This is a genomic window from Myceligenerans indicum (assembly GCF_016742955.1).
Classification (GTDB): domain Bacteria; phylum Actinomycetota; class Actinomycetes; order Actinomycetales; family Cellulomonadaceae; genus Myceligenerans; species Myceligenerans indicum.
This window is the reverse complement of record NZ_JABBYC010000009.1, coordinates 93,935-116,197: the sequence shown is the minus strand read 5'-3', so window position 1 is coordinate 116,197 and position 22,263 is coordinate 93,935. Positions and strand designations below refer to the sequence as shown.

The 22,263-nt window shown below is 71.9% G+C and carries 27 protein-coding genes; 15 read left to right on the top strand and 12 right to left on the bottom strand.

Going from position 1 to position 22,263, the window contains the following annotated elements; genetic code table 11:
- The first annotated feature begins 137 nt into the window (after positions 1-137).
- The 4 genes from HGK34_RS23870 to HGK34_RS08190 all read left to right on the top strand — a co-directional run bounded on the left by HGK34_RS23870 (position 138) and on the right by HGK34_RS08190 (position 1,420).
- On the top strand, positions 138-257 hold the full coding sequence (locus HGK34_RS23870; protein WP_504739210.1) for a DUF8730 family Cys-rich protein: 120 nt from the start codon (positions 138-140) through the stop codon (positions 255-257).
- Entirely contained in the window at positions 254-655 is a 402-nt protein-coding gene (locus tag HGK34_RS08200) for a hypothetical protein (RefSeq protein ID WP_201846087.1), read from the top strand. Before HGK34_RS23870 ends, HGK34_RS08200 begins: the two co-directional genes overlap by 4 nt.
- A gap of 10 nt (positions 656-665) precedes the next feature.
- Complete coding sequence (locus HGK34_RS08195; protein ID WP_201846086.1) at positions 666-1,058, top strand: DUF302 domain-containing protein; 393 nt, start codon at positions 666-668, stop codon at positions 1,056-1,058.
- Positions 1,059-1,183: 125 nt separating this feature from the next.
- On the top strand, positions 1,184-1,420 hold the full coding sequence (locus tag HGK34_RS08190) for a TM2 domain-containing protein (RefSeq protein WP_201846085.1): 237 nt from the start codon (positions 1,184-1,186) through the stop codon (positions 1,418-1,420).
- Between the two features lie 36 nt (positions 1,421-1,456).
- Here HGK34_RS08190 and HGK34_RS08185 read toward each other — a convergent pair whose 3' ends face one another.
- The gene (locus HGK34_RS08185; RefSeq protein WP_307815857.1) at positions 1,457-2,059 is read right to left on the bottom strand and encodes a thymidine kinase; all 603 of its coding nucleotides are present in this window, start codon (positions 2,057-2,059) and stop codon (positions 1,457-1,459) included.
- Positions 2,060-2,219: 160 nt separating this feature from the next.
- On the opposite strand from HGK34_RS08185, the gene HGK34_RS08180 reads away from it, so the two are divergent.
- Entirely contained in the window at positions 2,220-2,918 is a 699-nt protein-coding gene (locus HGK34_RS08180; RefSeq protein WP_201846084.1) for a nuclease-related domain-containing protein, read from the top strand.
- Positions 2,919-3,081: 163 nt separating this feature from the next.
- On the opposite strand, the gene HGK34_RS08175 is transcribed toward HGK34_RS08180, so the two are convergent.
- Positions 3,082-4,251: an endonuclease gene (locus HGK34_RS08175; protein ID WP_201846083.1), complete on the bottom strand. Its 1,170-nt coding sequence runs from the start codon at positions 4,249-4,251 to the stop codon at positions 3,082-3,084.
- Between the two features lie 134 nt (positions 4,252-4,385).
- Here HGK34_RS08175 and HGK34_RS08170 point away from each other — a divergent pair, with 134 nt between their 5' ends.
- Positions 4,386-4,805, top strand: a complete 420-nt coding sequence (locus HGK34_RS08170; RefSeq protein WP_201846082.1) for a TIGR03668 family PPOX class F420-dependent oxidoreductase — start codon at positions 4,386-4,388, stop codon at positions 4,803-4,805.
- Positions 4,806-4,864: 59 nt separating this feature from the next.
- Here HGK34_RS08170 and HGK34_RS08165 read toward each other — a convergent pair whose 3' ends face one another.
- Both HGK34_RS08165 and glnA read right to left on the bottom strand, forming a co-directional pair.
- Entirely contained in the window at positions 4,865-8,143 is a 3,279-nt protein-coding gene (locus HGK34_RS08165) for a bifunctional [glutamine synthetase] adenylyltransferase/[glutamine synthetase]-adenylyl-L-tyrosine phosphorylase (protein ID WP_201846081.1), read from the bottom strand.
- A gap of 55 nt (positions 8,144-8,198) precedes the next feature.
- The gene (gene glnA / locus HGK34_RS08160; RefSeq protein WP_201846080.1) at positions 8,199-9,536 is read right to left on the bottom strand and encodes a type I glutamate--ammonia ligase; all 1,338 of its coding nucleotides are present in this window, start codon (positions 9,534-9,536) and stop codon (positions 8,199-8,201) included.
- A 49-nt stretch (positions 9,537-9,585) separates the two neighbouring features.
- Between glnA and panB the strand changes: the two genes are divergently transcribed.
- Complete coding sequence (gene panB / locus HGK34_RS08155) at positions 9,586-10,419, top strand: 3-methyl-2-oxobutanoate hydroxymethyltransferase (protein WP_201846079.1); 834 nt, start codon at positions 9,586-9,588, stop codon at positions 10,417-10,419.
- 94 nt (positions 10,420-10,513) lie between these two features.
- Here panB and HGK34_RS08150 read toward each other — a convergent pair whose 3' ends face one another.
- Entirely contained in the window at positions 10,514-10,690 is a 177-nt protein-coding gene (locus HGK34_RS08150; RefSeq protein ID WP_201846078.1) for an SPOR domain-containing protein, read from the bottom strand.
- Between the two features lie 45 nt (positions 10,691-10,735).
- Between HGK34_RS08150 and ppgK the strand changes: the two genes are divergently transcribed.
- Entirely contained in the window at positions 10,736-11,503 is a 768-nt protein-coding gene (gene ppgK, locus HGK34_RS08145) for a polyphosphate--glucose phosphotransferase (protein WP_201846077.1), read from the top strand.
- A 98-nt stretch (positions 11,504-11,601) separates the two neighbouring features.
- On the opposite strand, the gene HGK34_RS08140 is transcribed toward ppgK, so the two are convergent.
- The 4 genes from HGK34_RS08140 to HGK34_RS08125 form a co-directional block, all read right to left on the bottom strand.
- Positions 11,602-11,997: an STAS domain-containing protein gene (locus HGK34_RS08140; protein ID WP_201846076.1), complete on the bottom strand. Its 396-nt coding sequence runs from the start codon at positions 11,995-11,997 to the stop codon at positions 11,602-11,604.
- A gap of 196 nt (positions 11,998-12,193) precedes the next feature.
- Positions 12,194-12,511 carry a DUF3467 domain-containing protein gene (locus HGK34_RS08135; RefSeq protein WP_201846075.1) on the bottom strand — a complete coding sequence of 106 codons (318 nt, stop codon included), beginning with the start codon at positions 12,509-12,511 and terminating at the stop codon, positions 12,194-12,196.
- A gap of 166 nt (positions 12,512-12,677) precedes the next feature.
- Positions 12,678-13,031 (bottom strand): TfoX/Sxy family protein, encoded by a 354-nt coding sequence (locus HGK34_RS08130; protein ID WP_201846074.1) that lies wholly within the window; start codon positions 13,029-13,031, stop codon positions 12,678-12,680.
- Positions 13,032-13,150: 119 nt separating this feature from the next.
- On the bottom strand, positions 13,151-13,540 hold the full coding sequence (locus HGK34_RS08125) for a hypothetical protein (protein ID WP_201846073.1): 390 nt from the start codon (positions 13,538-13,540) through the stop codon (positions 13,151-13,153).
- 252 nt (positions 13,541-13,792) lie between these two features.
- Between HGK34_RS08125 and HGK34_RS08120 the strand changes: the two genes are divergently transcribed.
- Genes HGK34_RS08120 through HGK34_RS22595 form a run of 5 tightly spaced genes read left to right on the top strand, consistent with a single transcriptional unit; the run spans position 13,793 to position 17,692 of the window.
- Positions 13,793-14,755 carry an SHOCT domain-containing protein gene (locus HGK34_RS08120; RefSeq protein ID WP_201846072.1) on the top strand — a complete coding sequence of 321 codons (963 nt, stop codon included), beginning with the start codon at positions 13,793-13,795 and terminating at the stop codon, positions 14,753-14,755.
- 22 nt (positions 14,756-14,777) lie between these two features.
- Positions 14,778-15,161, top strand: coding sequence for a response regulator transcription factor (locus HGK34_RS08115; RefSeq protein WP_201846071.1), 384 nt, complete (start codon positions 14,778-14,780; stop codon positions 15,159-15,161).
- Positions 15,158-16,249, top strand: a complete 1,092-nt coding sequence (locus HGK34_RS08110; RefSeq protein WP_201846070.1) for a HEAT repeat domain-containing protein — start codon at positions 15,158-15,160, stop codon at positions 16,247-16,249. The genes HGK34_RS08115 and HGK34_RS08110 overlap by 4 nt, the downstream gene beginning before the upstream one ends.
- Positions 16,246-17,538, top strand: coding sequence for a glycosyltransferase family 2 protein (locus HGK34_RS08105; RefSeq protein WP_307815856.1), 1,293 nt, complete (start codon positions 16,246-16,248; stop codon positions 17,536-17,538). The genes HGK34_RS08110 and HGK34_RS08105 overlap by 4 nt, the downstream gene beginning before the upstream one ends.
- A complete protein-coding gene (locus HGK34_RS22595; protein ID WP_244666536.1) occupies positions 17,492-17,692 on the top strand; it encodes a hypothetical protein in 201 nt (66 codons plus the stop codon). Before HGK34_RS08105 ends, HGK34_RS22595 begins: the two co-directional genes overlap by 47 nt.
- A gap of 39 nt (positions 17,693-17,731) precedes the next feature.
- On the opposite strand, the gene HGK34_RS08100 is transcribed toward HGK34_RS22595, so the two are convergent.
- Positions 17,732-18,565 (bottom strand): alpha/beta hydrolase, encoded by an 834-nt coding sequence (locus HGK34_RS08100; RefSeq protein ID WP_201846069.1) that lies wholly within the window; start codon positions 18,563-18,565, stop codon positions 17,732-17,734.
- A 104-nt stretch (positions 18,566-18,669) separates the two neighbouring features.
- Positions 18,670-19,560, bottom strand: a complete 891-nt coding sequence (locus HGK34_RS08095) for a cupin domain-containing protein (RefSeq protein WP_201846068.1) — start codon at positions 19,558-19,560, stop codon at positions 18,670-18,672.
- A 232-nt stretch (positions 19,561-19,792) separates the two neighbouring features.
- Here HGK34_RS08095 and HGK34_RS08090 point away from each other — a divergent pair, with 232 nt between their 5' ends.
- Together HGK34_RS08090 and HGK34_RS23180 are read left to right on the top strand one after the other, a co-directional pair.
- On the top strand, positions 19,793-20,203 hold the full coding sequence (locus tag HGK34_RS08090) for a DUF6153 family protein (RefSeq protein ID WP_201846067.1): 411 nt from the start codon (positions 19,793-19,795) through the stop codon (positions 20,201-20,203).
- A 174-nt stretch (positions 20,204-20,377) separates the two neighbouring features.
- Positions 20,378-21,154 (top strand): C40 family peptidase, encoded by a 777-nt coding sequence (locus HGK34_RS23180; protein ID WP_201846066.1) that lies wholly within the window; start codon positions 20,378-20,380, stop codon positions 21,152-21,154.
- A 95-nt stretch (positions 21,155-21,249) separates the two neighbouring features.
- On the opposite strand, the gene HGK34_RS08080 is transcribed toward HGK34_RS23180, so the two are convergent.
- Positions 21,250-22,125 carry an alpha/beta fold hydrolase gene (locus HGK34_RS08080; protein WP_201846065.1) on the bottom strand — a complete coding sequence of 292 codons (876 nt, stop codon included), beginning with the start codon at positions 22,123-22,125 and terminating at the stop codon, positions 21,250-21,252.
- Positions 22,126-22,263 lie beyond the last annotated feature (138 nt).

The window sequence follows — 22,263 nt, the reverse complement described above, 5'->3', positions numbered from 1 at the left end:
GGTCATCATCGCCGCGTAGCGTAGCAGGACGGGCGAACGGGTCCTGCGCACCCGCCCTTGATACCCCAGGGGGTATAGTGGGTCCATCGCGGGCCGCCGCCGGCCGCCCGCCTCACCGACCATCTGAGGAGAAGCCCATGTGCAGCCCCGCCCGTTGCGACCGTTGCGGCAAGATCACCTGGACCGGATGCGGCATGCACGTCGACGACGTGATGGCCACGGTTCCCCGGTCCGAGCAGTGCACCTGCCCGCGATGACCACCACGGCGCCGGCGCGCCCGGCGACACGACGGCGGCGCAGCGCCCGCCGCGTCGTCGTCGGCGCACTGGCCACGCCGCCACTGGTCGCCTGGTACCTCACGGCCGGCGGCGGAATCGGAGCCGCGGGTGCGGTGTTCGCCGCGCTCGTCCTGGTGAGCGCGGCGCTCGCGGCCACCACCCTGGCCAGCTACGTCCCGGCACGGGGAGGCACCTGGCGCGGCACCCTCGGGTGCGGCCCGTGCGACCTCGTCGCGGGAGCGACGGTGCTCGCCGCGCCGATGCTGCTCTCCCTCCAGCCGCTCAGCGCGTCCATGGCGGTCGTCGCGGTGGTCGCCACCGCGTTCGGTCTGTTCCAGCGCCGCACCACCTCGACCTCCACCTGCTCGACCACCTGAGGAGCACCCCATGACCTACACGATCTCCACCACCCTTGGTACGCCGTTCGACGAGACGGTGGCGAACGTACGCGCCGCGCTGGCCGAGCAGGGCTTCGGTGTGCTCACCGAGATCGACATGGCAGCGACCCTGAAGGCGAAGCTCGGCGCCGAGCTGGATCCCTACCTGGTGCTCGGCGCCTGCAACCCGCCGCTCGCCCACCGGGCCCTCCAGGCGGACCCGTCCGCCGGCGCCCTGCTGCCGTGCAACGTCGTGGTCCGCGACCTCGGCGACGGCACCACCGCGGTCGAGGCGATCGACCCCCACGCGATGATGTCGGTCGCCGAGAGCCACGAGCTCAAGGCCGTGGCCGACGACGCCGCCGAGCGGCTGCGCACCGCGCTCGCACAGCTGGGCGCCTGAGCGCGGCAGGTGATTCGCCGCCCGCGCCGGAGCAGTTCCCCGCTCCGCGCGGACTCGGTTGGCGACGTGGCCGCGAGGCGGGAATGCTGGACGGTACAGGCCACGGCGACACCAAGGAGGTCACCATGTCTCAGACCACCGCCTCAGAGATCAGCCCGAAACTGATCCTGCCGGCCTTCGTCCTGTGCTTCTTCCTGGGCGTCTTCGGCGCCCACCGGTTCTACGTCGGCAAGGTCGGTACGGCGATCCTGCAGATCCTCACCGTCGGCGGCCTGGGCATCTGGGTGCTGGTCGACTGGATCATGATCATGGTCGGCGCGTTCCGCGACAAGCAGGGGCGCGTCCTCAAGCGGTGGACGTGACCGCGACGTGACCGGCGTCGTCCCAGCGTCCGGGCGTCAGGTTCGCTGCGGCCGCGGCACGCCGGCCGTCCCGGTGACGATCGCCGTCTCCGGCAGCACGAAGCAACGCCGGCACAGGGCCTCGTAGGTGAACGTGCCGTCGTCGGGCAGCGGCTCGGAGGCGCCGAGCGGTTCGAGGAACGGCAGGCCGTTGCTCAGAACCTGCGTGAACGCGGCATGCAGGTCCTGGCAGCGGTCGCACACGGCACGCCGGTAGCGCACGTCGGTGGGGCCCAGTTCGAGCAGCGCCCGGACGGTGGCGAACAGCTCGCCGCGATGGTCCAGGTCGATGCCGCACGCCAGGACCCGGGTCCCGCGCAGCACCAGTTCCTCGACGACCCGCACGTCCGCGGGCGTGAACATGTGCACCTCGTCGATCGCGACGACGTCCTCGGTCGTGTGCAGCAGCGGTTCGAGGGTGTCGAGCTTGACCGTAGGCACCGACGCGCCGGTGCGGGAGACGATCCGCGCGTCCCGTACGTGCCGGGCCGACTGCACCACGGCGCAGCTCAGACGCGAGTAGGCCAGCGGCGCCATCTGCGCGATGAGGTCCAGCGACTTGCCGGACTTCATCGGGCCGAGTACCAGCGACAGCTCCACCGATGTTTCTCCCGCCGTCCAGGGCAGGCCGGTCCTGCCGGACAGAACCTTAACTCTCCGGCGCGGCGGCGCCGGCCGGCGGGCCGCATGGGCCCGGACACCGGAACGGCGCGCGGATGCCCGGCGCGCGGCCGCCGCGAGTCGTGCCTAGTGTCGAGGTGTGACCGGCAGGGGGAAGCGCCACACGGACGACCTGGCCCGCAACAAGCCCGCCCAGCAGCTCGTGCTCTGGCGCCGCGACTACGTGCGCAGGAACCCGTTCCGTGTTCTCAGAGGCTTCCTCGACGGCGTCGCCGACGAGGAGTACCGCCGCAACGCCCAGAGAATCCGGGGCGAACGCGCCGTGGCGCGGGAACTGCGCGCCTTTCTCGGGAGACATCCGCAGTGGCGTGTCCTCCACTCCATCGTCGTGAGCGCCCGGGGCACCGACCTCGACCATCTCGTCATCGGGCCGCGGGGCGTGTACACCATCAACACCAAGCACTGGAGCGGGCGGCGGATCACGGGCAGCCAGAGCATCGTCCGCACGACCCGGGCGGACGGCACCGCACACCACGGGGAGGTCAGGACCCTCCGGTCGGCCCGCCACGAGAGCGACAAGGCCAGCGTGCTGCTGTCCTGCGCGGTGGGTTGGACGGTGTCGGCCCAGCCGGTCGTCACGTTCGTCGATCCCGCCGGGGTCCGCGACGAACTGGCGGCCCACGGCGTTCGCCTGCTTGCTCTGGACAAGTTCCAGTCCTGGTTCGACGCGGAGGATGCCAGGCCGACCGCCCTCACCGCGGAGCAGGTCGCGACGGTCTACGGGGCCGCGAGACTCCCCGCCACCTGGCTGCCGGCCGGCCGCCACCCACGACGATGACAGGAACCACCAGAACTCGGGCCTCACACGCGACGCCTTCGGCCCGCTGTGAAGCCCGGCTCCCCCGCCGTCGGCACCGAACCGCCCGCACCGAGCCGCCCGTACCGACAGGCACGGAGTTCCCGCCCCGGAACACTGTCCCGGGACGGGAACCTCCGCCGCATCACCAGATCAGCTCGGCCCACTCCGGGTGGTCGATGAACGGGTTCCGGTTGCCCTGCCAGTCGGTGTAGATGATCTCGTTGCGGCGACGCTCGGTGTCCGAGACCGGGTCGGCCGCGTTCCAGGCGAGCAGCTGCGAGATCCGCCCGTGCCGCGGCGCGGAGCCGTTGTCGACGTAGTCGTTCAGCTCGAGGTCCGGACCGTCGACCCCCTCGTACCGCACGGCCATGTAGAAGAGCATGCGCGCGACGTCGCCCTTGACCCGGTCCGGCGGCTCGAACGAGTTCGAGTCCGTGTAGCAGCCGCTGCATCCCGAGACGGACGACCCACCCTCGTCGAAGTCCTTGTTGCTGCGGGTCGAGTTCACCTGCACGTCGGTGGGGCGCAGGTGGTGCAGGTCCGTGCCCGGCCCGGCGGCCGTGCCGAAGTCGCCGTGGCTCTTGGCCCAGGTGTGCTCCCGGTTCCAGTCGCCGACGCTGCCCCCGTTGTCGTACTTGGAGATGGAGCGGCCCGAGTACAGCTCGATGACGTTGCCCGAGTTGTTCGGGTCCTCGTCGGTCTCCCGCAGGGCGGTCCACACGGTCGAGTAGCTGATCTCGGTGTGGTCGTCGATGATCCCGTGCAGGGCGGACTTCAGGGCGCTCCCGGTCAGGCCGTCGGCGGCGTCGTAGTAGCCGGCCGGCTCGCTGCCGCCCGGGTCGGTGCCGCCACCGCCGCCACCGCCCCCACCGGCGTCGACCACGGTGAACGCCGTGCCGCTCTTCAGTCCCGGGCGCGCGAAGTAGGCCGTCAGCGTCCCGGTCACGTCCAGGAGCTGGCCCATCCTGCCGGGGTTGGAGGCCAGGCCGAAGTCGGCACGGAAGCTGCTGGGAATCTGGACGTAGAGCATCTTCCCGGTGTCGGTCTCGCCCGCGGCGTCCGCCAGGGCCAGCGCATAGTCCGTGGGGAAGCCGCTCGTGACCACGGTGTCGGACGAGACGGGCTGCCCGACGACGTACCCCCGCACCGTCGCGGTCGAGCCGTCCTGGGTGGCCCGCGCCTGGGCGACGCCGATCGGCGTGGCCGCGCTGCTCGGCGGCGCGACGCCGACGGGCACGAACCCGGCGAGCGCCAGGGAGAAGGAGAGTGCCAGGACCGTGGACAGGGCTGAGCGCCCTCTCGTCTGCCGCATATCTCCTACTTTAGTGAGACTCAGCAGAATAGAGATGACGTTCTCGTTAACTCTTCTTGGTAGTCGGGCCGCACCCCGGAGAACAGCGTGACCGATCCCGCACGGCCGCTGGACCGCCTCCCTACAGTGGCGGCATGAGGCTCGACAGCACGACCTGCCGGGAACGGCTGCGCGCGGCGAGGTCCGCCTACCTCGCCACCACCGGCAGCGACCTGGCACCGCACATCGTCCCGGTCACGTTCGCCCTTCTCGGCGACCACATCGTGACCGGCGTCGACCAGAAGCCGAAGACCACGACCGCGCTGCGGCGCCTGCGGAACATCGCTCAGAACCCGCGAGTCGCCGTCCTCTGCGACCACTACTCGGACGACTGGGACCGCCTGTGGTGGGTACGGGCCGACGGAACGGCCGACGTCGTCGACGACGAACCGACGCGCCGGACGGCCGTCGCGGCGCTGGCCGACCGCTACCCGCACTATGCCGCGGACCCGCCGCTCGGCCCCCTCATCCGGATCCGTGTCACCGGCTGGACCGGCTGGGCCCACAGCGGCTGACCCACCGGCCGGGCCACTCGCCCGGGGGCTGCGGTTCACCGGGCGCGGCCAGGTCTGCCCTATTCCTCGCCGTAGAAGAGGCGTTCCATCACCGCCCGGGCATGGCGGGCAGTGCGCAGGTACAGCTCCTCCAGCTCCGGGCCCGTGCCCACGTCACCCAGCAGGCGTGCCACGCCGGCCAGGTCCTGCGTCGCGTACGGCAGCCTGTCCACCTGCGCCCCGGTCGTCTTCCCCGACCACAGCACGATCGCGGACCGCAGCCGCGAGGCGAGGAACCACGCCTCCCGCAGCTCCGCCGCGTCCTGGTCGGACATCAGCCCCGCGTCCCGCGCCGCGTACAGCGCGGGGATCGTCCCGGTGGTCCGCAGGCCGGGCACCTCGTGGGCATGCTGCAGCTGCAGGAGCTGCACCGTCCACTCGACGTCGGACACTCCCCCGCGCCCCAGCTTCAGGTGCCGGGCGGGATCGGCGCCGCGCGGCAGCCGCTCGGCCTCCACGCGGGCCTTGATGCGCCGCACCTCGCGCACGACGTCGTCCCCCAGCCCTCCGTCCGGGTAGCGCAGCGGGTCGATCAGCGCGGTGAACCGGTCGGCCAGCCAGGCCTCCGGCCCGCTCGCGCCTCCGGCCGGCGCCCACTTCCCCAGGGGTCGTGCCCGCAGCAGCGCCTGCGCCTCCCACGGCGAGGACCACCGCTCGTAGTACTCCTGGTACGACGCGAACGAGCGCACCAGAGGCCCGCTGCGCCCCTCCGGCCGCAGGTCGGCATCGACCGGCAGCGACGGCTCCGGCCCCACGGCGCTCAGCAGCCGCCGCAGTTCCCGAGCCACCGCGAGCGCGAACTCGCCCGCCTCGCGTTCCCCCGCACCGGAGGCCGGGGAGTGCACGAACATCACGTCGGCATCGGACCCGTAGCCCATCTCCTGCCCTCCGAGCCGCCCCATCGCGACCACCACGAGGATCGCGGGCTCGGCGTCGGCGGAGATCCCTTCCGCCTCGCGCGCCGCGGCCCGCGCGACGCGCAGCGCACCCCCGAGCACGACGTCGGCCGCGTCGGAGATCGCCCGTGCCGCGCTGACCGGCCCCAGCTCGCCGAGCACCTCCGCCACGCCGGTTCGTGCCAGTTCCCGGCGCCGCAGCGCCCGCAGGGCCTGTGCCGCGGGTCCGGGATCCTCCGCCCGCCCCAGCACCGCGTCCATCTCGGCCGCCAGCCGCTCGGCCCCGAGCGGTACCAGCGCCTCGGGCTTGCCGAGCCACTTCACGGACTCGGGCGACCGCGCCAGCGCGTCCGCCAGGTAGGAGGAGCTGGACAGCACCTGCGCCAGCCGCTCGGCCGCCACCTCCGAGTCCCGCAGCAGCCGCAGGTACCAGTGCGTCGACCCGAGCACGTCGGAGACCGTCCGGAAGGCCAGCAGGCCCGCGTCGGGGTCGGCCCCGTCGGCGAACCAGCCGAGCAGCACCGGCAGGAGCTGCCGTTGGATCGCCGCCCGCCGTGACACCCCCTCCGTCAGCGCCTCCACGTGCCGCATCGCACCGGCCGGGTTCCGGTAGCCGATCGCCGCGAACCGCGCCATGGCCGCCTCGGGCGCCAGGGAGATCTCGTCCTCGCTCAGCCCTGCCGTGGCCGGAAGCAGCGGCCGGTAGAACACGGCCTCGTGCAGGTCCCGCACCTCGCGGCGGACCGCCTTCCAGCGCCGGGTCAGCTCCTCCGCGCCGGGGATGCCGAGCCCGCGGGCGAGACGCCGCAGGTCGGCGTCCTCCTCCGGAAGCAGGTGCGTGCGTCGCAGCCGGAACATCTGGATGCGGTGCTCCAGCGACCGGAGGAACGCATAGCACTCGGCCATCTGCCCGCTCTCCGCCCGGCCGACGTAGCCACCGGCCGCCAGCGCCGCGAGCGCGTCCAGCGTCGTGGCCGAGCGGATCGACTCGTCGGTCCGCCCGTGCACGAGCTGCAGGAGCTGCACGGTGAACTCGACGTCGCGCAGCCCGCCGCGCCCCAGCTTGATCTGCCGCGGCGCCTCGGTGGCCGGTACATGTCCTTCGACCCGCTTGCGCATGGCGCGGGCGTCCTCGACGAAGTTCTCCCGCGAGGCCGCCTGCCATACCATCGGCGACAGCGCCGCGACGTACGCCTCGCCGAGAGCCTGGTCCCCCGCCACCGGGCGCGCCTTGAGCAGCGCCTGGAACTCCCAGGTGGACGCCCAGCGCTCGTAGTAGGCGACATGGCTGGCCAGGGTGCGCACCAGCGGCCCCTGCTTGCCCTCGGGCCGCAGCGCCGCATCCACCTCCCACAGACGCGGCTCGTCCGACGTGCCCGAGCACGCCCGCGCCAGCGCCGTCGCCAGTCGCGTGCCGATCCGCAGCGCGTCCTCCTCGCTCGCCGGTGCGCCGCCCGGCCCCGCCGCGGGCTCGGCCACGTAGATGACGTCGACGTCCGAGACGTAGTTCAGCTCCCGCCCGCCCGTCTTGCCCATCCCGACGACGGTCAGCCGCACCACCTCGTGCCCCGGGGTCTGCGACCGCGCCACGGCAAGCGCCGCCTCGAGCGCCGCCCCTGCCAGGTCCGCGAGCGCCGCCCCGACCGCGGGCATCACGGCCGTGGCGACGGGTGCGGTGACGTCGGTCGCGACGATCCGCAGCAGCCTCGCCCGGTAGGCGCGCCGCAGCAGGTCGGTGTACGACGGCGACGCGGGTCGGGCTGCGGGTGCGTGCCGGGAGGCGAGAGGGCCGCCCGCGGCGGGGGTCCCGGGGCCGTCGGGGTGCGGGGCAGGTTCCGCCGTGCCCGCTCCGGGGAGGCCGGTGGCCGTCTGACCTGCGACCGGTACGTCGGCCTCGGGGTCGGCGTCCACGGCGCGCAGCAGTTCGGCGCGGACGGCCTCCGTGGGTACCTGGGTGCCCGGAGCCAGGTCGGTGACCACGTCCAGCAGGTCCGGTCGTCGCACGAGCTCGTCGCCGAGTGCCGACGAGGCGCCGAGCACCCGCAGCAGCCGGCGGGCAGGGGTGGGCACCGGTGGGATGCCGGGCTCCACCGGGGCGCCCGGGCCGCCGTCGTCGGACAGGACCTTGCGCAGGGCGTCGGGTGACGCGCCGGCGAGGCGGGTGAGCTGCAGGAGCGCGAGGTCGGGGTCGGCGGTGTCGCCGATCCGGGCGAGGAGCGCGCCGGCGCGGTCGCCGAGGACGACGCCGTTGCCGTCCGGCCCGCCGGCGCGGGACTCGTCGGGCTGCCCGTCACGCACGGCGACGAGATCGGGGTCGTTCCAGAGCGTCGCGGACCTGGTGAGGTCGGCGAAGCCCGCCCGGATGAGGTGGGTGGTCAGCGTCTGGGGACGGCGGCTGGTCACAGTCCGAGGTTAGGGGTCGCGTGGATGGGTGTCACCCACGCGACCCGGCAGGAGGTCACAGAACCTGCAGGAACCGCTCGAGCTCGAACGGTGTCACCTGCGCGCTGTAGGCGTCCCACTCCTGGCGCTTGTTGCTCAGCACGTACTGGAAGACGTGCTCGCCGAGGGTCTCGGCCACGAGCTCGGACTGCTCCATCGCCTCGATCGCCTCGGACAGGTTGCGCGGGAGCGGCTTGATCCCGAGGGAGCGGCGCTCGGCGGAGGTGAGGTCCCAGACGGCGTCCTCGGTGTGCTCGATGAGGTCGTAGCCCTCCTCGATGCCCTTCATGCCGGCCGCGAGCAGCACGGCGAAGGCAAGGTACGGGTTCGCCGCCGAGTCCAGGGCGCGGTACTCCACGCGGGAGGAGTTGCCCTTGCCCGGCTTGTACATCGGCACGCGCACGAGCGCGGACCGGTTGTTGTGGCCCCAGGAGATGTACGACGGCGCCTCCTGGCCGCCCCACAGCCGCTTGTAGGAGTTCACGTGCTGGTTGGTGATGGCCGTGATCTCGCCGGCGTGCACCATCAGTCCGGAGATGAACTGGCGGGCGGTCTTGGACAGCTCGAACTGGGCGCCGGGCTCGTGGAAGGCGTTGCGGTCGTCCTCGAAGAGCGACATGTGCGTGTGCATGCCGCTGCCGGGGTGCTGCGCCAGGGGCTTGGGCATGAAGGAGGCGTACACGCCCTGCTCGAGGGCGACCTCCTTGACCACGGTGCGGAAGGTCATGAGGTTGTCCGCAGTGGTCAGGGCGTCGGCGTAGCGCAGGTCGATCTCGTTCTGCCCGGGGCCGGTCTCGTGGTGGGAGAACTCCACCGAGATGCCCATCGACTCCAGCATGGTGATCGCGGCACGGCGGAAGTCGTGCGTGGAGCCGCGGGCGAGGTGGTCGAAGTAGCCGCCGTCGTCGACGGGGACGAGCGGTTCACCGGCCGCCTTGGGCTGGTTGAACAGGTAGAACTCCACCTCCGGATGGGTGTAGAAGGTGAAGCCCTCCTCGGCCGACCGAGCGAGCTGGCGCTTGAGCACGTTGCGGGAGTCGGCCAGCGAGGGTTCACCGTCCGGCGTCAGGATGTCGCAGAACATCCTGCCCGTGCCGTGCCGCTCACCTCGCCACGGCAGCACCTGGAAGGTGGTGGGGTCGGGGCGCGCGACCATGTCGGCCTCGTAGACCCGTGTGAGGCCTTCGATGGCCGAACCGTCGAACCCGATGCCCTCGCTGAATGCCGACTCCAGTTCGGCCGGGGCCACCGCGACCGACTTGAGCACGCCGAGCACGTCCGTGAACCAGAGCCGGATGAACCGGATGTCACGCTCCTCGACCGTGCGGAGCACGAACTCTTGCTGCCTGTCCATGGGCCCCATCTTGCCCCATCCGTGTTACTGGTGCGTGTACGGTCAAGGCATGTCAGCCCACACCAAGCCGACGCCTGCGTCGGCCAAGCAGGTGCGCGTGCACCACCTCGCCGCCGCAAAGGAGCGCGGCGAGAAGATCACCATGCTCACGGCGTACGACGCCGTCACCGGCACGCTGCTGGACGCGGCAGGAGTCGACATGCTCCTCGTCGGTGATTCCATCGGCAACGTCATGCACGGGCACACCACCACGCTCCCGGTCACGGTGGACGATCTGATCCCGCCGGCCCGCGCCGTGGCGGCCGCCGCGAAGCGCGCGCTGGTGGTGGTGGACCTGCCGTTCGGGTCCTACGAGGCCGGGCCCGTCCAGGCGCTCGCGACCGGGGTGCGGATGATGAAGGAGACCGGCGTCGCCGCGGTGAAGCTGGAGGGCGGCACCCGGGTGGCGGCACAGATCCGCGCACTGACCGACGCCGGCATCCCGGTGGTGGCGCACCTCGGGTTCACCCCGCAGTCGGAGCACGCGCTCGGGGGACATCGTGTGCAGGGGCGTGGGGACGAAGCCGCCGAGGTGCTCGCCGACGACGCCCTGGCCGTGCAGGAGGCCGGCGCCGTCGCCGTCGTCCTGGAGATGGTGCCCGTGGACGTGGCCGCGCGGATCACGGAGGTCCTGCGCATTCCCACGATCGGGATCGGCGCGGGGGCGCAGTGCGACGGGCAGGTGCTGGTCTGGACCGACATGGCGGGGATGACGGACTGGACGCCGCGGTTCGCGAAGCGCTATGCGGAACTGGGCCAGGCACTCCAGGGGGCCGCGGAGGAATACATCACAGATGTGAAGAAGGGAACATTCCCTGACGAGGCACACTCATTCCTTGAATAGTGTCCTTTTCCACGTCCGCCGGGAGCGGCACGCGCATTGATCGGGTGCGTTCCCGCTCCCACTCGTGCCGTTCCCGGCGGGCGGGACAACGCCATCAGTCGGCGTCGTCCTGAGCGTTCCACTCCTCGTTGCGGGACCGGGCGCGCGCGAGCGCCTGCTCCGCTTCCTCACGGGTCGTATAGGGGCCCAGCAGGTGCGTCCAGGACGAGCGGTGCCCCTTCTCGACCTCGCCCGTCTTCGTGTTGTACCAGTACTTCTCCCCACCGCTCATGAGACGATCCTGACACAACGACGCCACCGAGGAAGCACCAGGAGCATGAGCAAGAAGATCGCGTTCGGCATCGACGTCGGCGGTTCGGGTATCAAGGGTGCCCCCGTCGACCTGAAGATCGGCGAGTTCGCCGAGGAGCGCACCCGGATCCCGACGCCCGAACCGTCCACCCCGGACGCGGTGGCCGAGGTGCTCCGCGAACTCGTCGAGTCCTACGACCTGCCCCACGACGCGCCCGTCGGAGTCGCCTTCCCCGCGCCGATCCATCACGGCGTGGTGCGCTCGATCGCGAACCTCGACGAGTCCTGGACCGGCGTGGACCTGCCCGCACTGGTGCACCGCGTCACCGGACGGCACACCGTCGCCGTGAACGACGCCGATGCCGCCGGTGTGGCCGAGCTGCGGTTCGGTGCGGCCCGCGAGGCCGAGGGAGTGGTCCTGGTCAGCACCCTGGGCACCGGCATCGGCTCCGCGCTGTTCGTGGACGGCGTGCTGCTGCCCAACACCGAGCTCGGCCACCTCGAGATCGACGGGCACGACGCGGAGAAGCGCGCCGCCGAGTCCGCACGTGACCGTGAGGACCTGTCCTGGGACGAGTGGGCGGAACGGCTCCAGCGCTACTTCGGCGCGGTCGAGGACCTGCTCTCCCCCGACCTGATCGTCATCGGTGGAGGCGTCAGCAAGAAGCACGAGAAGTTCCTGCCGAAGCTGCACCTGCGCGCGCCGGTCGTCGCCGCACAGCTGCGGAACGCCGCGGGGATCGTCGGCGCAGCGGCCCTCGCGGCGGAGGGTTCCGCCGCCGCGGGCGTCTGACCACGAGTCACCGGCCCGCGGGCCCTCGTGGTCCGCGGGCACAGGCCGCCGGACAGGGCGGGCCGGCCCGGCGCCACGGCGGGCCGGACCCCGGAAGCTCAGACCCGGGGTGCGACCCCGGCCGCGGCCGACCGCATCGCGGTGTCGCGGAACATCGCGTCCACCCCGAGCATCTCGAGCAGGTTGCGCACCACCATCGACTGTTCGGCGAGGCTGACGCAGATCCCGTCCTCGGACCCGAACATGCGCAGCTGCGCCAGGAAGGCGGCACCCGTCGAGTCCATGAACGTCACGCCGGACGTGTCGACGACGACGGGACGGCACCGATCCAGTACTTGCCGTAGTGCCGCCCCGGTCTGGCTCCGCAGCGAGATATCGATCTCGCCGGACATCTTCACGACGGTCGCCTCAGCCTTTTCCTCGACAAGGATCGACCCGGCTCCCGATAGTTGGTTCAGATCTTTCACTTGCTCATCGCCCCTGTTCACGCGCATGCCGGAGTCTCACCGGCTTTCCGTGGCCGATCGACCCCCCGATCGACCCTGGATACCGCCACACCAGCGTGGCGATATCCGGCATCCTACGCTGCGCTCTTTGCGAACGGAACAGGTGAAGACAATTTTCTTCGGCTGAATTACTGCGCTTTACCTGAGTCGGCATCCAATAGGATCTCGACGGACTCCGAACGAACTATTCATCCCTCGGCCGCTTCGCTCCAGATGTCTCCTTCTCCCACGCGTCGAGCTGCATGGTCAGAGCCTTCGCCAGTTCGAACACCTGCTGCGGCGGGATCCGCACCCGCGAGGCGACCTTCCCGGGGACGACGACGTTGCGCACCTCGCCCGTCTCGGGGTCGTTCTGCGGGGTCGGCGGCTGCTTCACCGCGATGAAATCCAGCACGAACGACGTCGGCGTGTGCCACACCGACGCGAAGTCGGCCGGGACACCCGTCTCCATCTCGTCCGGCACGTCGATCTGGAACTCCTGCGGCAACTCGTCGGACGACACGTCAACTCCTCGGGAAGGCGGCTGGGTGGCAGCCCGGCGACGCGTGACCGCGCAGGTCCGGGCTCCAGACGCTACAGCGTGTTCGAGGATTGAGGAACACCGTCGCTCCCGGCGCCCCGGGATCAGAGCTGCGGATCCCTCCCCGGCGCGGCCTGGCGCGACGCCGCTACCTCGCCGCCCTCGGGGGCTTCGGAGGCTTCGGGGGCTTCGCACGGGCTCGCTCCACGGCCGGGCCGATCCAGGAGTCCAGCGAGGCCCTGTCGGGAAGCTCCGAACTCCCCACGAGGACGACGCCGCCCATGGTCCGCTCCCCCATCGTGGCGCGGCGCGCGCCCCGGTCGAGCGCAGAGCCGACTCCGTCCGTTCCCACGTGCACCATCAGATCGTCGTCGACGACCCCCACAGCCATGTGACCCGCGACGGTCCAGCAGACGCCGCCGAACATCCGGATCTCCCGGGAGTCGGCATGCTCGGCCACCACGTCCCGGATCCGCGCGGCAAGTTCGTCGTCGTACGCCATAGGCGCATCGTGCACCACCGCGCGGCGGCGGGCACCCGCGACGGACGAGCGCGCCGCGTCCGCCGGAGTCCTGGCGGGATCGGCCGGCAGCCCGCGGACGCGCCCGCGAAACTCCCGGCCTACTCGGCCGCGTCGGTGACCCGGCGCTCGATGACCAGGGGCATCAGCGGCCGAGGCACCGCGGCGACACCCGGCCCGCCCTCCACGAGCCAGGTACGCAGGACACCGGTCTGCTCGTCCCCCGCGAGCCGCTCGAACCACACCGGCCGGCCCCGCACCGCACGGCCGGCCGCGCTCGGGCGCGCCACGACCACGTCGCCACGCTCGCACTCGTCCAGGCATTCCGACAGGGTCAGCCGGGCAACCCCTTCGACATCCAGCCGCTCCAGCCGGCCGCGCTGCCCTCCTGGCGCGGGATCGTGCCCGCCGAGGGTCTCGCCGGCACAGAGGCTGCACGCCGTCAGCCCTGGAACACTGGCGGTGGACTTGTCTGTCTGAGAGCCGGACACGGGTGGAGATCATACCCCCTGGCGGTATTGTGCCCGACACCGGGCACGGCACGTCCCCGCGACGCGACTCCCGTGAGTTCCAACCCCCTGCCAGGCCTCTTGCCGGAACCACGCAGTCGCCCTCTCGGGCCGGCGGCGACCTGTGGCCCGGGGAACCGGGACGAAGGCCCCTACCCCCAGGGCGTATATGACGAGAGCCTGGCACCGACGTCATGGCCGGCCAACGAGGCGCCGGCCGAGGGAGGCACGGGCATGATGGGTTTCGGGGCAGGTATGGGGGCCGGCTGGATCTTCGTCGGGGTGTGGTGGATCGCCCTGATCGCCCTGATCGCGTGGGCGGTGACCCGGCTGGTGCAGTCCTCGGGCGACGGGAGCGGGCAGCCCGGCTCCGCCGAGGCACCACAGGAGATCCTGGACCGGAGGCTCGCCGCCGGGGAGATCGACACCGAGGAGTACCGGAGGCTTCGTGACCAGCTGGCCACGTCCCGCGCGGGGTCGGGCCACGCACCGACGGCCGGGCGCCGTACCGGGCTCGTCGTGGTGATCGTGGTGGCACTGCTCGCGCTGCTCGGCACCGCCGCGTGGTCGGCGTTCGCGTCCTGGGGATCCGGCGGCATGATGGACCGCTCCTGGTCGGTCAACGGCAGCCGGATCGAGGACGACTACGACATGATGGACGGCGGCCCGATGATGGGCGGCTTCGGCTCCATGGGCGGAGCCTACGAGCTGTCCGGGACAGGCCCGGTCACGACCCTCGACGAGGCCGGTACCGCGGCGCAGCGCTACGCCGACCGGCTCGACCTGGAGGTGGCCGAGGTGATGCAGTTCGACAACGGCTTCTACGCCGAGCTGCGCACCCCCGACGGCGACGGGGCGACCGAGGTCCTGATCGACCCCGGCGAGGGCGACGTCCGCATCGAGTACGGGCCCGCGATGATGTGGAACACCGGATACGGGCCGCATGCCGTGGCGTCCGCCCGTCCCACCGAGATCTCACCCGAGCAGGCACGCCAACTGGCGGACGACTGGCTGGCCGCGCGGGACGGCGCCCTGTCCGCCGGCGACCCCGAGACGTTCCCCGGCTACTACACGCTGCACACCGAGGAGGCGGGCCGGATCACCGGGATGCTCTCGGTGAACGCCTACACGGGCGCGGTGTGGTACCACTCCTGGCACGGCGAGTTCGTGGGCATGAGTGAGGTCGCGGCGGACTGACGTTGATGATACGCAGAGGTACATGAACGGACGCCCCGGTGCGCGGATCCTCGTCGCCGAGGACGACCACGACATCAGCGACCTCGTCGCCTTCAAGCTGGGCCAGGCAGGCTACGAGGTCAGGACCGTGGACACCGGGTCGGCCGCATGGGAGGCCTTCCAGGCCGCTCCCCCGCACCTGGCGGTACTCGATGTCATGATGCCCGGGCTGTCGGGGATCGACGTGCTGCGCAAGATCCGTGAGAGCGCCCGCTCCACGGTGCCCGTGCTGCTGCTGAGCGCCCGGTCGCGGGACGCCGACGTCGACCTCGGCTTCGCCATCGGCGCCACCGACTACGTGATCAAACCCTTCAGCCCTCGCGAGCTGCTGCACCGGGTCACCGGGATCCTGGCTCGCACTCCATGACCACGCCGGCCATCCCCCTACCGGTGCTGATCACCGCTCTCGCCGTCACCGGGGTGCTCTGCGCCACGATGGTCCTGCTCGTCGTGGCCGTCAAGACCGGTCGGGAGGTGCAGGCACGGCGCCGGGCGAACCTGCTGGCGCCCTACCGGCAGGACCTGATCGTCGTGAGCGCGGGAGAGGATCACGACGACGCGAGCATGCGCCGTCTCGCCGGTGCCACCGGCATCGCCGCCGCGGTGGTCGACGACGCGATAGTGGGACTGCTCGGGAAGATCCGCGGCGCGCCGGCCGAGGCGCTCGTCCGGCTGCTCGTGGACCGTGGGAAGGTCGCCGAGGCCCTGTCCGACCTGTCGCGCCCCGCACGTGGCAGACGGGCTCGCGCCGCGCACCTGCTCGGCATGTGCCGGCAGTCACGTGCCGTGCCACACCTCGTCGCAGCGCTCGGGGACAAGGCCGGCGAGGTGCGCGCGCACGCGGCCCACGCGCTCGGCATGATCGGCGACGCGGCCGGGGCGAGGCCCGTTCTGCGCGCCGTGGGCGCCACGGACCCGGGGGTCCCCGCCGGCATCGCCGCCGCGGCACTCCTGAGCATGGGTGTGGAGATCGCCGACGCGCTCAGGGCCGGACTGGCCGACCCGGATCCCCGGAGCAGGACCGTCGCCGCACGGGTCAGCGGTGCCGGGTCCTTCGTCCGCTCACGCCCTCGGCTGCGCGCGCTGCTCGCGGATGACCACGACCTGACCACCCGCACGGCATGCGCCGAGGCGCTCGGCATGATCGGCGGCCGCGACGACGTCGCCGCCCTGGGCCGGCACACCCAGGCCGACGCGCCCCTGCCGCTGCGCCGGACGTGCGCCACCGCGCTGGGCGAGCTCGGTGAGCCGGCCGGCCTGCCGGCCCTGACGACCCTGCTCGACGATCCGGACCCCCGGCTCGCCGAACTGGCGGCCGCCGCGATGCTCCGGCTCAGCCCGCAAACCGTCCATGACCTCGCCGCCGCGCGCGGCGTCCGGGATCAGGACCCGCGACGGGGACACCCCCTGGAGGCGGCCATCGTCATGGCGCGGCTGCACGGAGCGATCGGGTGAGCACCACCGGTCTCCTGGACACGGTCCGGGAGCTCGCGGTGGGACTGCTGGATGCCGCAGCCGTGCCCGTTCTGCTCTACTTCGCCGTGATCAACACGTCGTACCTGCTGACCGTGGTCCTCGCCGCCGTCGAGGTCCACAGCCAGAAGAACCGGGGGTCGGCCGGCCTCGCCGGCGTCGGTGGCGCGCCCGTGCCGGGGGTGTCGGTGATCGTGCCCGCGCACAACGAGCAGGAAGGGGTCGTCACGGCGGTCAAGGCGCTGCTGACGCTGCGCTATCCCCGTCATGAGGTCGTCGTGGTCGACGACGGCAGCACCGACGCGACGCTGTCCCGGCTCACCGAGGCCTTCGACCTCGTCCCGATCCCGCGCGCCGTGCCGCAGGACGTCCCGGTCCACGCCACGGTGCACCAGGTCCTGGTCCCGCGGGACGGGCACACCCGGCTCGTGGTGGTCAGCAAGGACAACTCGGGCAAGACCGAGGCCGTCAACACCGGCGTCAACGCCGCGACCGAACCCCTGGTCGCCATCATCGACGCCGACTCGGTGCTGGAGCCCGACGCCCTGCTCCGGGTCGCTCGCCCCTTCTCCGACGACCCGACCCGGACCGTCGCCACCGGCGGCTCCATCCGCCCGGTCAACGGCAGCCGCATCCAAGCAGGTCGCGTGACCCAGGTCCGGGCACCGCGCCCATGGCTGTCACGCTTTCAGCTGGTCGAGTACCTGCGCGCGTTCCTGCTCGGGCGCGCGGGCTGGTCGCGCCTGGGCTGTCTGGTTCTGATCAGCGGCGCGTTCGGGCTGTTCCGCCGCGATCTGGTCGTCGAGGTCGGCGGGCTGGACCGGCACAGCATCGGGGAGGACTTCGAGCTCATCGTCCGGCTGCACCGCCACCTGCGAGATCAGGGCCGGGACTACCGGCTCGCCTTCATCGCCGAGCCCGTGGCCTGGACCGAGGTTCCCGAGTCCCCGGCGGTCCTGGGACGGCAGCGCCGCCGATGGCACCGCGGCCTGTGGGAGACGTTGTGGGGCGTACCGGGGCATGCTCCTGCGCCCGCGCTACGGACGGATCGGGCTCCTCGCCCTGCCCTATGCCTGGGCCTTCGAGCTCTTCGCCCCCTTCCTCGAAGCACTGGGCCTGGTGGTGGTCGCGGCAGGCCTCGCCGTCGGCACGGTCGACGTCCCGTTCTTCCTGATGTTCCTGATCGTCGCCTACGGCTATGCGATCTTCGTCGCACTGTGTGCCATGGCAGTGGACGAGTGGGCCTTCCACCGGTACGAGCGCTGGCGTGACCTGGCCGTCATGATGGCGGCCGCCGTGCTGGAGAACCTGGGATACCGGCAGCTCACGGTCTGGTGGCGCCTGCAGGGCTGGTGGTCCAGCCTGCGCGGCGAGCGCCAGGTGTGGGGCGTGATGCACCGGACCGGATTCGGTCAGGGCTCCTGACCGCCGGCGTGCGCGGTCCGATGCCCCGCCGCGCCGGAGTCACCCCCGGCCGAGTTCTCCGGGTGTCGGCGCGAGTGCCCAGTCCAGGGCGGCGTCGGCCACCTCTTCCCATCCGGGTTCGCCGCAGGTGTAGTGGCTGCGGCCGTCGAACAGCGTGTAGGCGGTGATCGCCGATGACTGCCTGGCGTTCCTGCCGTAGTTCTCCCGTTGCACGACGGGCGGAAGGATGTGGTCGTTGCCGCCCGCGACGAACAGCAGCGGTGCGCGGTCGCCGTTGGCGAAGTCGTACGTGGTCGGCGCGTTCGGGGTGAGGTTGGCGAGGCCGCCCTGGAACATGAAGCGTCCGGGCGCGGGAACGTGGTAGCGGTCGTAGACCGCCTTCGACTCCGCGACCGTCAGGTTGTTGGTGAAGGCGTAGCGGAACTCCTTCTCCGTCATCGGTACGGCCCGGCTCCTGTTCGCGGGATTCCTCAGCACGGGGAAGGTCGCCCTGATCTCGCTGAGCGGCAGCGCCTTGACCCCTTTCACCGCCGCTCCGTTGATCGACACCCCGGCGCTGCCGTAGCCGGCGTCGAGAAGCAGTTGCGCGAACAGCCCACCGAACGAGTGGCCCATGATGATCGGCCGCGCGTCGAGCGTGCCGATCACGGAGGCGAGGTGGTCGAAGACCTCCCGCACACCCAGGCCCGCCAGCGGCGACCCGTCGCGCCGCAGCGCCGCCACACCGGCCTCTCCCGGTTCGATGCCCGGGTATCCAGGGGTGAGGACCCTCAGGCCCCTGCGCTCGTAGTGGGTGACCCAGTGCTCCCACGACAGTGGTGTCATGAAGAGCCCGTGGATCAGTACGACCGTGTCCGCCGCTGCCTTTTCCATCTGATCGTCCGATCTCGTCGACGCTGCTGCCGTTTGCCGGCACGCCAAGCACGCTATCTGGACGACGGGAAAGGAAGAATGACGAGAACGCTGCTCTTCTTTGCTCAAACGCTCGGGAAGGGTGTGCCGGCCGCCCGCCACTCCCTCGGCGGCGTGCCGTGCTCGCGAGCGAACGCGCGGGAGAACGCCGCCTCCGAGGTGAATCCCACCGTCCTGCCGACGGCTCCGACCGGATCCGAGGTGGTGGCCAGCAGGTCTGCCGCACGCGCCAGACGCAACCGCGCGAGGTGGCGGGCCGGCGGTTCACCCACCAGCCGGACGAACCGCGCCGCGAAGGCCGCCCTCGACAGGGACGCGCGTGCCGCGAGCGCCTCCACGGTCCACGGCCGCTCGGGGTGCCGGTGCATGGCCGTCAGCGCGGGCCCGAGCTGACGGTCGAGCGCTGCCGTCAGCCACCCGGGGTGGGGTGCGTCGTCGAGCTCCGCCCAGGTGCGCAGGGCGAGGATGAACAGCAGGTCCAGGAGCCGCGACACCATGGCCCGTGATCCGGCCGTCGGCTCGGCGCTCTCGGCCGCGAGTACGCCCGCGGTGAGGGGCAGCCATTCGAGCCCTTCGTCCGAGCCGCGGATCACGACGGCCGGGGGCAGCACTGCCAGCAGTGGAGCTGCCGTATTCTCCTCGACCAGGAACCGACCGCTCATCCACGCTCCGCCGTCGGGCACCCGCATCCGGTGGGTGGCGCCTGTCGCGAGCAGCACCAGGTCCCCCCGTTCGAGCCGGGGCAGTTCCCCCTCGCCCTCGACGTCCAGCTGGACGGGGCCCTGCTCGACGATGTGCAGCATCCGCTCGCCGGTGTGGTGCCGGGCCTCGAACCTGTCGCCGGAACGCACCACCGCCAGGTCGTCGCCACGCAGGCGGATCAGCTCCAGCACGTCGGAGAGAGCGTCGCCGGAGGCGTCGAAGGGCGTGCTGCGGTCCGCCCGCTGATCCGTCATGGTCCTGGCCCTCACGTCGATGCCGGCGGGCCACGACCGGCACCGCCCACCTACTGGTAGCACATCGGCGGGGTGGTCCCGCGCCATGCACCGGGCGGGGCAGGTAGCGCGGGCGGGTCGGGAGGCTGTCGCCGGGGCGTGAGCAGGCCCGGCCGGCCTGCTCGCGGCCGGTCTGGGATCGACGACAGCCTGGGATCGACGGCGGCATCGCTTGGTCGGTAGGGTGCACGGCGTGACCAGCCTCCTCCGCAACGCCCTCGCCGCGCGGCGCTGGGCCGTCGTGGCGATGCTGGCCTCGTTCACGGTCGCGCTCGGAGTGCTGGTCATGCACACGACGAGCGGATCCGCCACCTCCCATGTCGGGCCTGCGGCCGTCGTGCACTCACTCGCCGAGAACAACGCAGCGGGTGGCGCCGCTGACGGAGGCTCGTGTCAGGAGTGCGGCCTCCACGAGCACGACGCCGTGGCGATGACGTGCGCCGTCGCGCTCGTGGTGCTCCTGACGGTGGCGGCACCTTCGCGTGCTCTCCAGTGGATCCTGCCGCCTCTTCGCACGGCCCTCGACCCGGCCGCGCCGGCGGGCGACCCGAACGGCCAGGCCCGTAGGCCCTCACTCGTGGCCCTGGGGATCAGCCGGACGTAGATGCCTCTCGGGTGGCGTGCCCGTGGCACCGCCACCACCCGCATCCGTCGTCGGATGCGGGGTTGCCCCGAGATGCATCCGTCAACCGGAAGGTTTCCCAGTGAACGCACAGTCCTTCAGTGCTGCCCACGCAGCCGTGCCGACCACGGCGCGCCGCCTGACGAGGGAGGCGCGATGAGCGACCTCCAGCGCCACCGGCCCGTGACCGGGCGGCACCGGGCGGCGCACCGCCCGGCCGACCGCGCTGCCGCCACCGCGCAGGCCCTGACCACGACACTCAGCTCCCCGGTACGCAGGGGAGTCCTCGCGCTCGCCGCCTCGGGGGCGTTCCTGTCGACGCTGGCGTCACCCGCCGGCGCCGACACGGGCAACACCGAGAGTCCGGCGATGGCACTCGACCTGGACGCCCTGTCGGCACAGGCGGCCGAGGCATTGCGCAGCGGTCCCGCGGTCGCCGTTCCCTCCGGCGCGAAGCTGGATGTCGAGGCGGCGTCGATCACGGTCGCCGTCACCCCGGCGCCGGAACCGGAACCGGAACCGGAGCCGGAACCGGCTGCCGTTCCGACGGCATCCCCTGCCGCACCGACACCGACGGCCGCTGACCTGCCGCCATCCGCCGCAGGATCGGCGGTCGTCGAGGTCGCCATGCGCTACCTGGGAGTTCCCTACCTCTGGGGAGGGACCACGCCCAGCGGCTTCGACTGCTCCGGATTCACCTGGTACGTGTTCCAGCAGATCGGCATCGACCTGCCGCGGACCTCGTCCGAGCAGCAGTACGCCGGCACGCCGGTGCCCGCCTCCGCCGCACAGCCAGGAGACCTGATCTGGTCTCCCGGTCACATCGGGATCTACGCGGGCGACGGAATGCAGATCGAGGCTCCGAGCCCCGGCAAGTCGGTCCGCTACACGGCGATCTGGCAGAGCAGCCCGACCTACATCCGCATCGGCTGACGACGCCCGGGTCCGGGTCGTGGAGCACATACGCTCCACGACCCGGACCTGCTCAGCAACGCCTGAGCCAGCTGTGGGGACGCCGGCGCCGGGACCTAGCGTGGCGACCGGTCCCGGACGGCCACCCCCTGCCCGAGGGCCAGCATCGCCTCGGCGACCTCCCGCGTTGCCGCATCCGGGATCGCGGTGGCGACCTCCTCCAGAACGAGCAACCGCGCCCCGGGAATCTCGCGTGCGATCGCCTCACCGTTGCCGAATGCGAAGAACCGGTTGCGACGTCCGTGGACGACGAGCGCGGGGACGGCGATCTCCGGCAGGCGCTCGCGCCAGCGAGGCGTGCAGTCGAGCCGGGAGAAGACCAGACCCATCTGGTTTGCCATCTGGACCGAGGGCGTCGTCCCCGGTGCGCGATCCCAGACGCGTGCCGCGGTCGCGCGGGCCGCAACAGGGTCGTCGCCCAGAATCGCGGCACCGTCCGCGACGAACTCCGCGACCGCCTCGCGATCGTCCCACCGGGGCATCGAACGCGCGAACAAGCGGCCTATGGCCGTCTGGTCGTGGTCGGGGAGGTCGTCGTCCGGCGGTCCCGGTGCGACCGCGCGGGTGCCTACGAGCGTCAGCGCCGAGAACGCGTGGGGATGGTCCAGCACGGCCACCTGGGCGACCATCCCCCCGACGCCGACCCCGGCCAGCAGGGCGGGCCCGCCCCCGAGCTCCTCGACGAGAGCGGCCGCATCGGCGGCGAGGTCGCGCAGGGTGTAGGCAGGTTCCTCCGGGTCAGCCGTCGTCGACTCCCCGCTGTCACGCAGGTCGTAACGGACCACCCGGCGCCCGCCGTCCGCGAGCCGCTCGCACAGCGCATCGGGCCAGGAAAGCATCGTCGTACCGCCCACGAGCAGCACGAGTGGCGCGTCGTCCTCGCCGAACGACTCGATGCCCAGGTCGACACCGTTGACGGCAACCGTGGTCATCGGGGCACCGGCCCGCCACACCGGCCCGCCAGCCCGTGCGCGACACGGAGCACCCGGGCGTTCTGGCCCTCGCCACCAGCTCCCCGGCCAGCCACGGCGCGGACGGCGAGAGAGGCCCCGGCGCCGTCGGGAACCAGG

Coding starts and splice junctions, on each gene's coding strand:
- HGK34_RS08095 (WP_201846068.1), bottom strand. CDS start 19,560: ATGACGGATCAGCGGGCGGACCGCAGCACGCCCTTCGACGCCTCCGGC.
- HGK34_RS08120 (WP_201846072.1), top strand. CDS start 13,793: ATGATGGGTTTCGGGGCAGGTATGGGGGCCGGCTGGATCTTCGTCGGG.
- HGK34_RS08175 (WP_201846083.1), bottom strand. CDS start 4,251: ATGCGGCAGACGAGAGGGCGCTCAGCCCTGTCCACGGTCCTGGCACTC.
- HGK34_RS08150 (WP_201846078.1), bottom strand. CDS start 10,690: ATGAGCGGTGGGGAGAAGTACTGGTACAACACGAAGACGGGCGAGGTC.
- HGK34_RS08200 (WP_201846087.1), top strand. CDS start 254: ATGACCACCACGGCGCCGGCGCGCCCGGCGACACGACGGCGGCGCAGC.
- HGK34_RS08115 (WP_201846071.1), top strand. CDS start 14,778: ATGAACGGACGCCCCGGTGCGCGGATCCTCGTCGCCGAGGACGACCAC.
- HGK34_RS22595 (WP_244666536.1), top strand. CDS start 17,492: ATGGCAGTGGACGAGTGGGCCTTCCACCGGTACGAGCGCTGGCGTGAC.
- HGK34_RS08195 (WP_201846086.1), top strand. CDS start 666: ATGACCTACACGATCTCCACCACCCTTGGTACGCCGTTCGACGAGACG.
- HGK34_RS08100 (WP_201846069.1), bottom strand. CDS start 18,565: ATGGAAAAGGCAGCGGCGGACACGGTCGTACTGATCCACGGGCTCTTC.
- HGK34_RS08130 (WP_201846074.1), bottom strand. CDS start 13,031: ATGGCGTACGACGACGAACTTGCCGCGCGGATCCGGGACGTGGTGGCC.
- glnA (WP_201846080.1), bottom strand. CDS start 9,536: ATGGACAGGCAGCAAGAGTTCGTGCTCCGCACGGTCGAGGAGCGTGAC.
- HGK34_RS08170 (WP_201846082.1), top strand. CDS start 4,386: ATGAGGCTCGACAGCACGACCTGCCGGGAACGGCTGCGCGCGGCGAGG.
- ppgK (WP_201846077.1), top strand. CDS start 10,736: ATGAGCAAGAAGATCGCGTTCGGCATCGACGTCGGCGGTTCGGGTATC.
- HGK34_RS08080 (WP_201846065.1), bottom strand. CDS start 22,125: ATGACCACGGTTGCCGTCAACGGTGTCGACCTGGGCATCGAGTCGTTC.
- HGK34_RS23870 (WP_504739210.1), top strand. CDS start 138: ATGTGCAGCCCCGCCCGTTGCGACCGTTGCGGCAAGATCACCTGGACC.
- HGK34_RS23180 (WP_201846066.1), top strand. CDS start 20,378: ATGAGCGACCTCCAGCGCCACCGGCCCGTGACCGGGCGGCACCGGGCG.
- panB (WP_201846079.1), top strand. CDS start 9,586: ATGTCAGCCCACACCAAGCCGACGCCTGCGTCGGCCAAGCAGGTGCGC.
- HGK34_RS08140 (WP_201846076.1), bottom strand. CDS start 11,997: ATGCGCGTGAACAGGGGCGATGAGCAAGTGAAAGATCTGAACCAACTA.
- HGK34_RS08190 (WP_201846085.1), top strand. CDS start 1,184: ATGTCTCAGACCACCGCCTCAGAGATCAGCCCGAAACTGATCCTGCCG.
- HGK34_RS08110 (WP_201846070.1), top strand. CDS start 15,158: ATGACCACGCCGGCCATCCCCCTACCGGTGCTGATCACCGCTCTCGCC.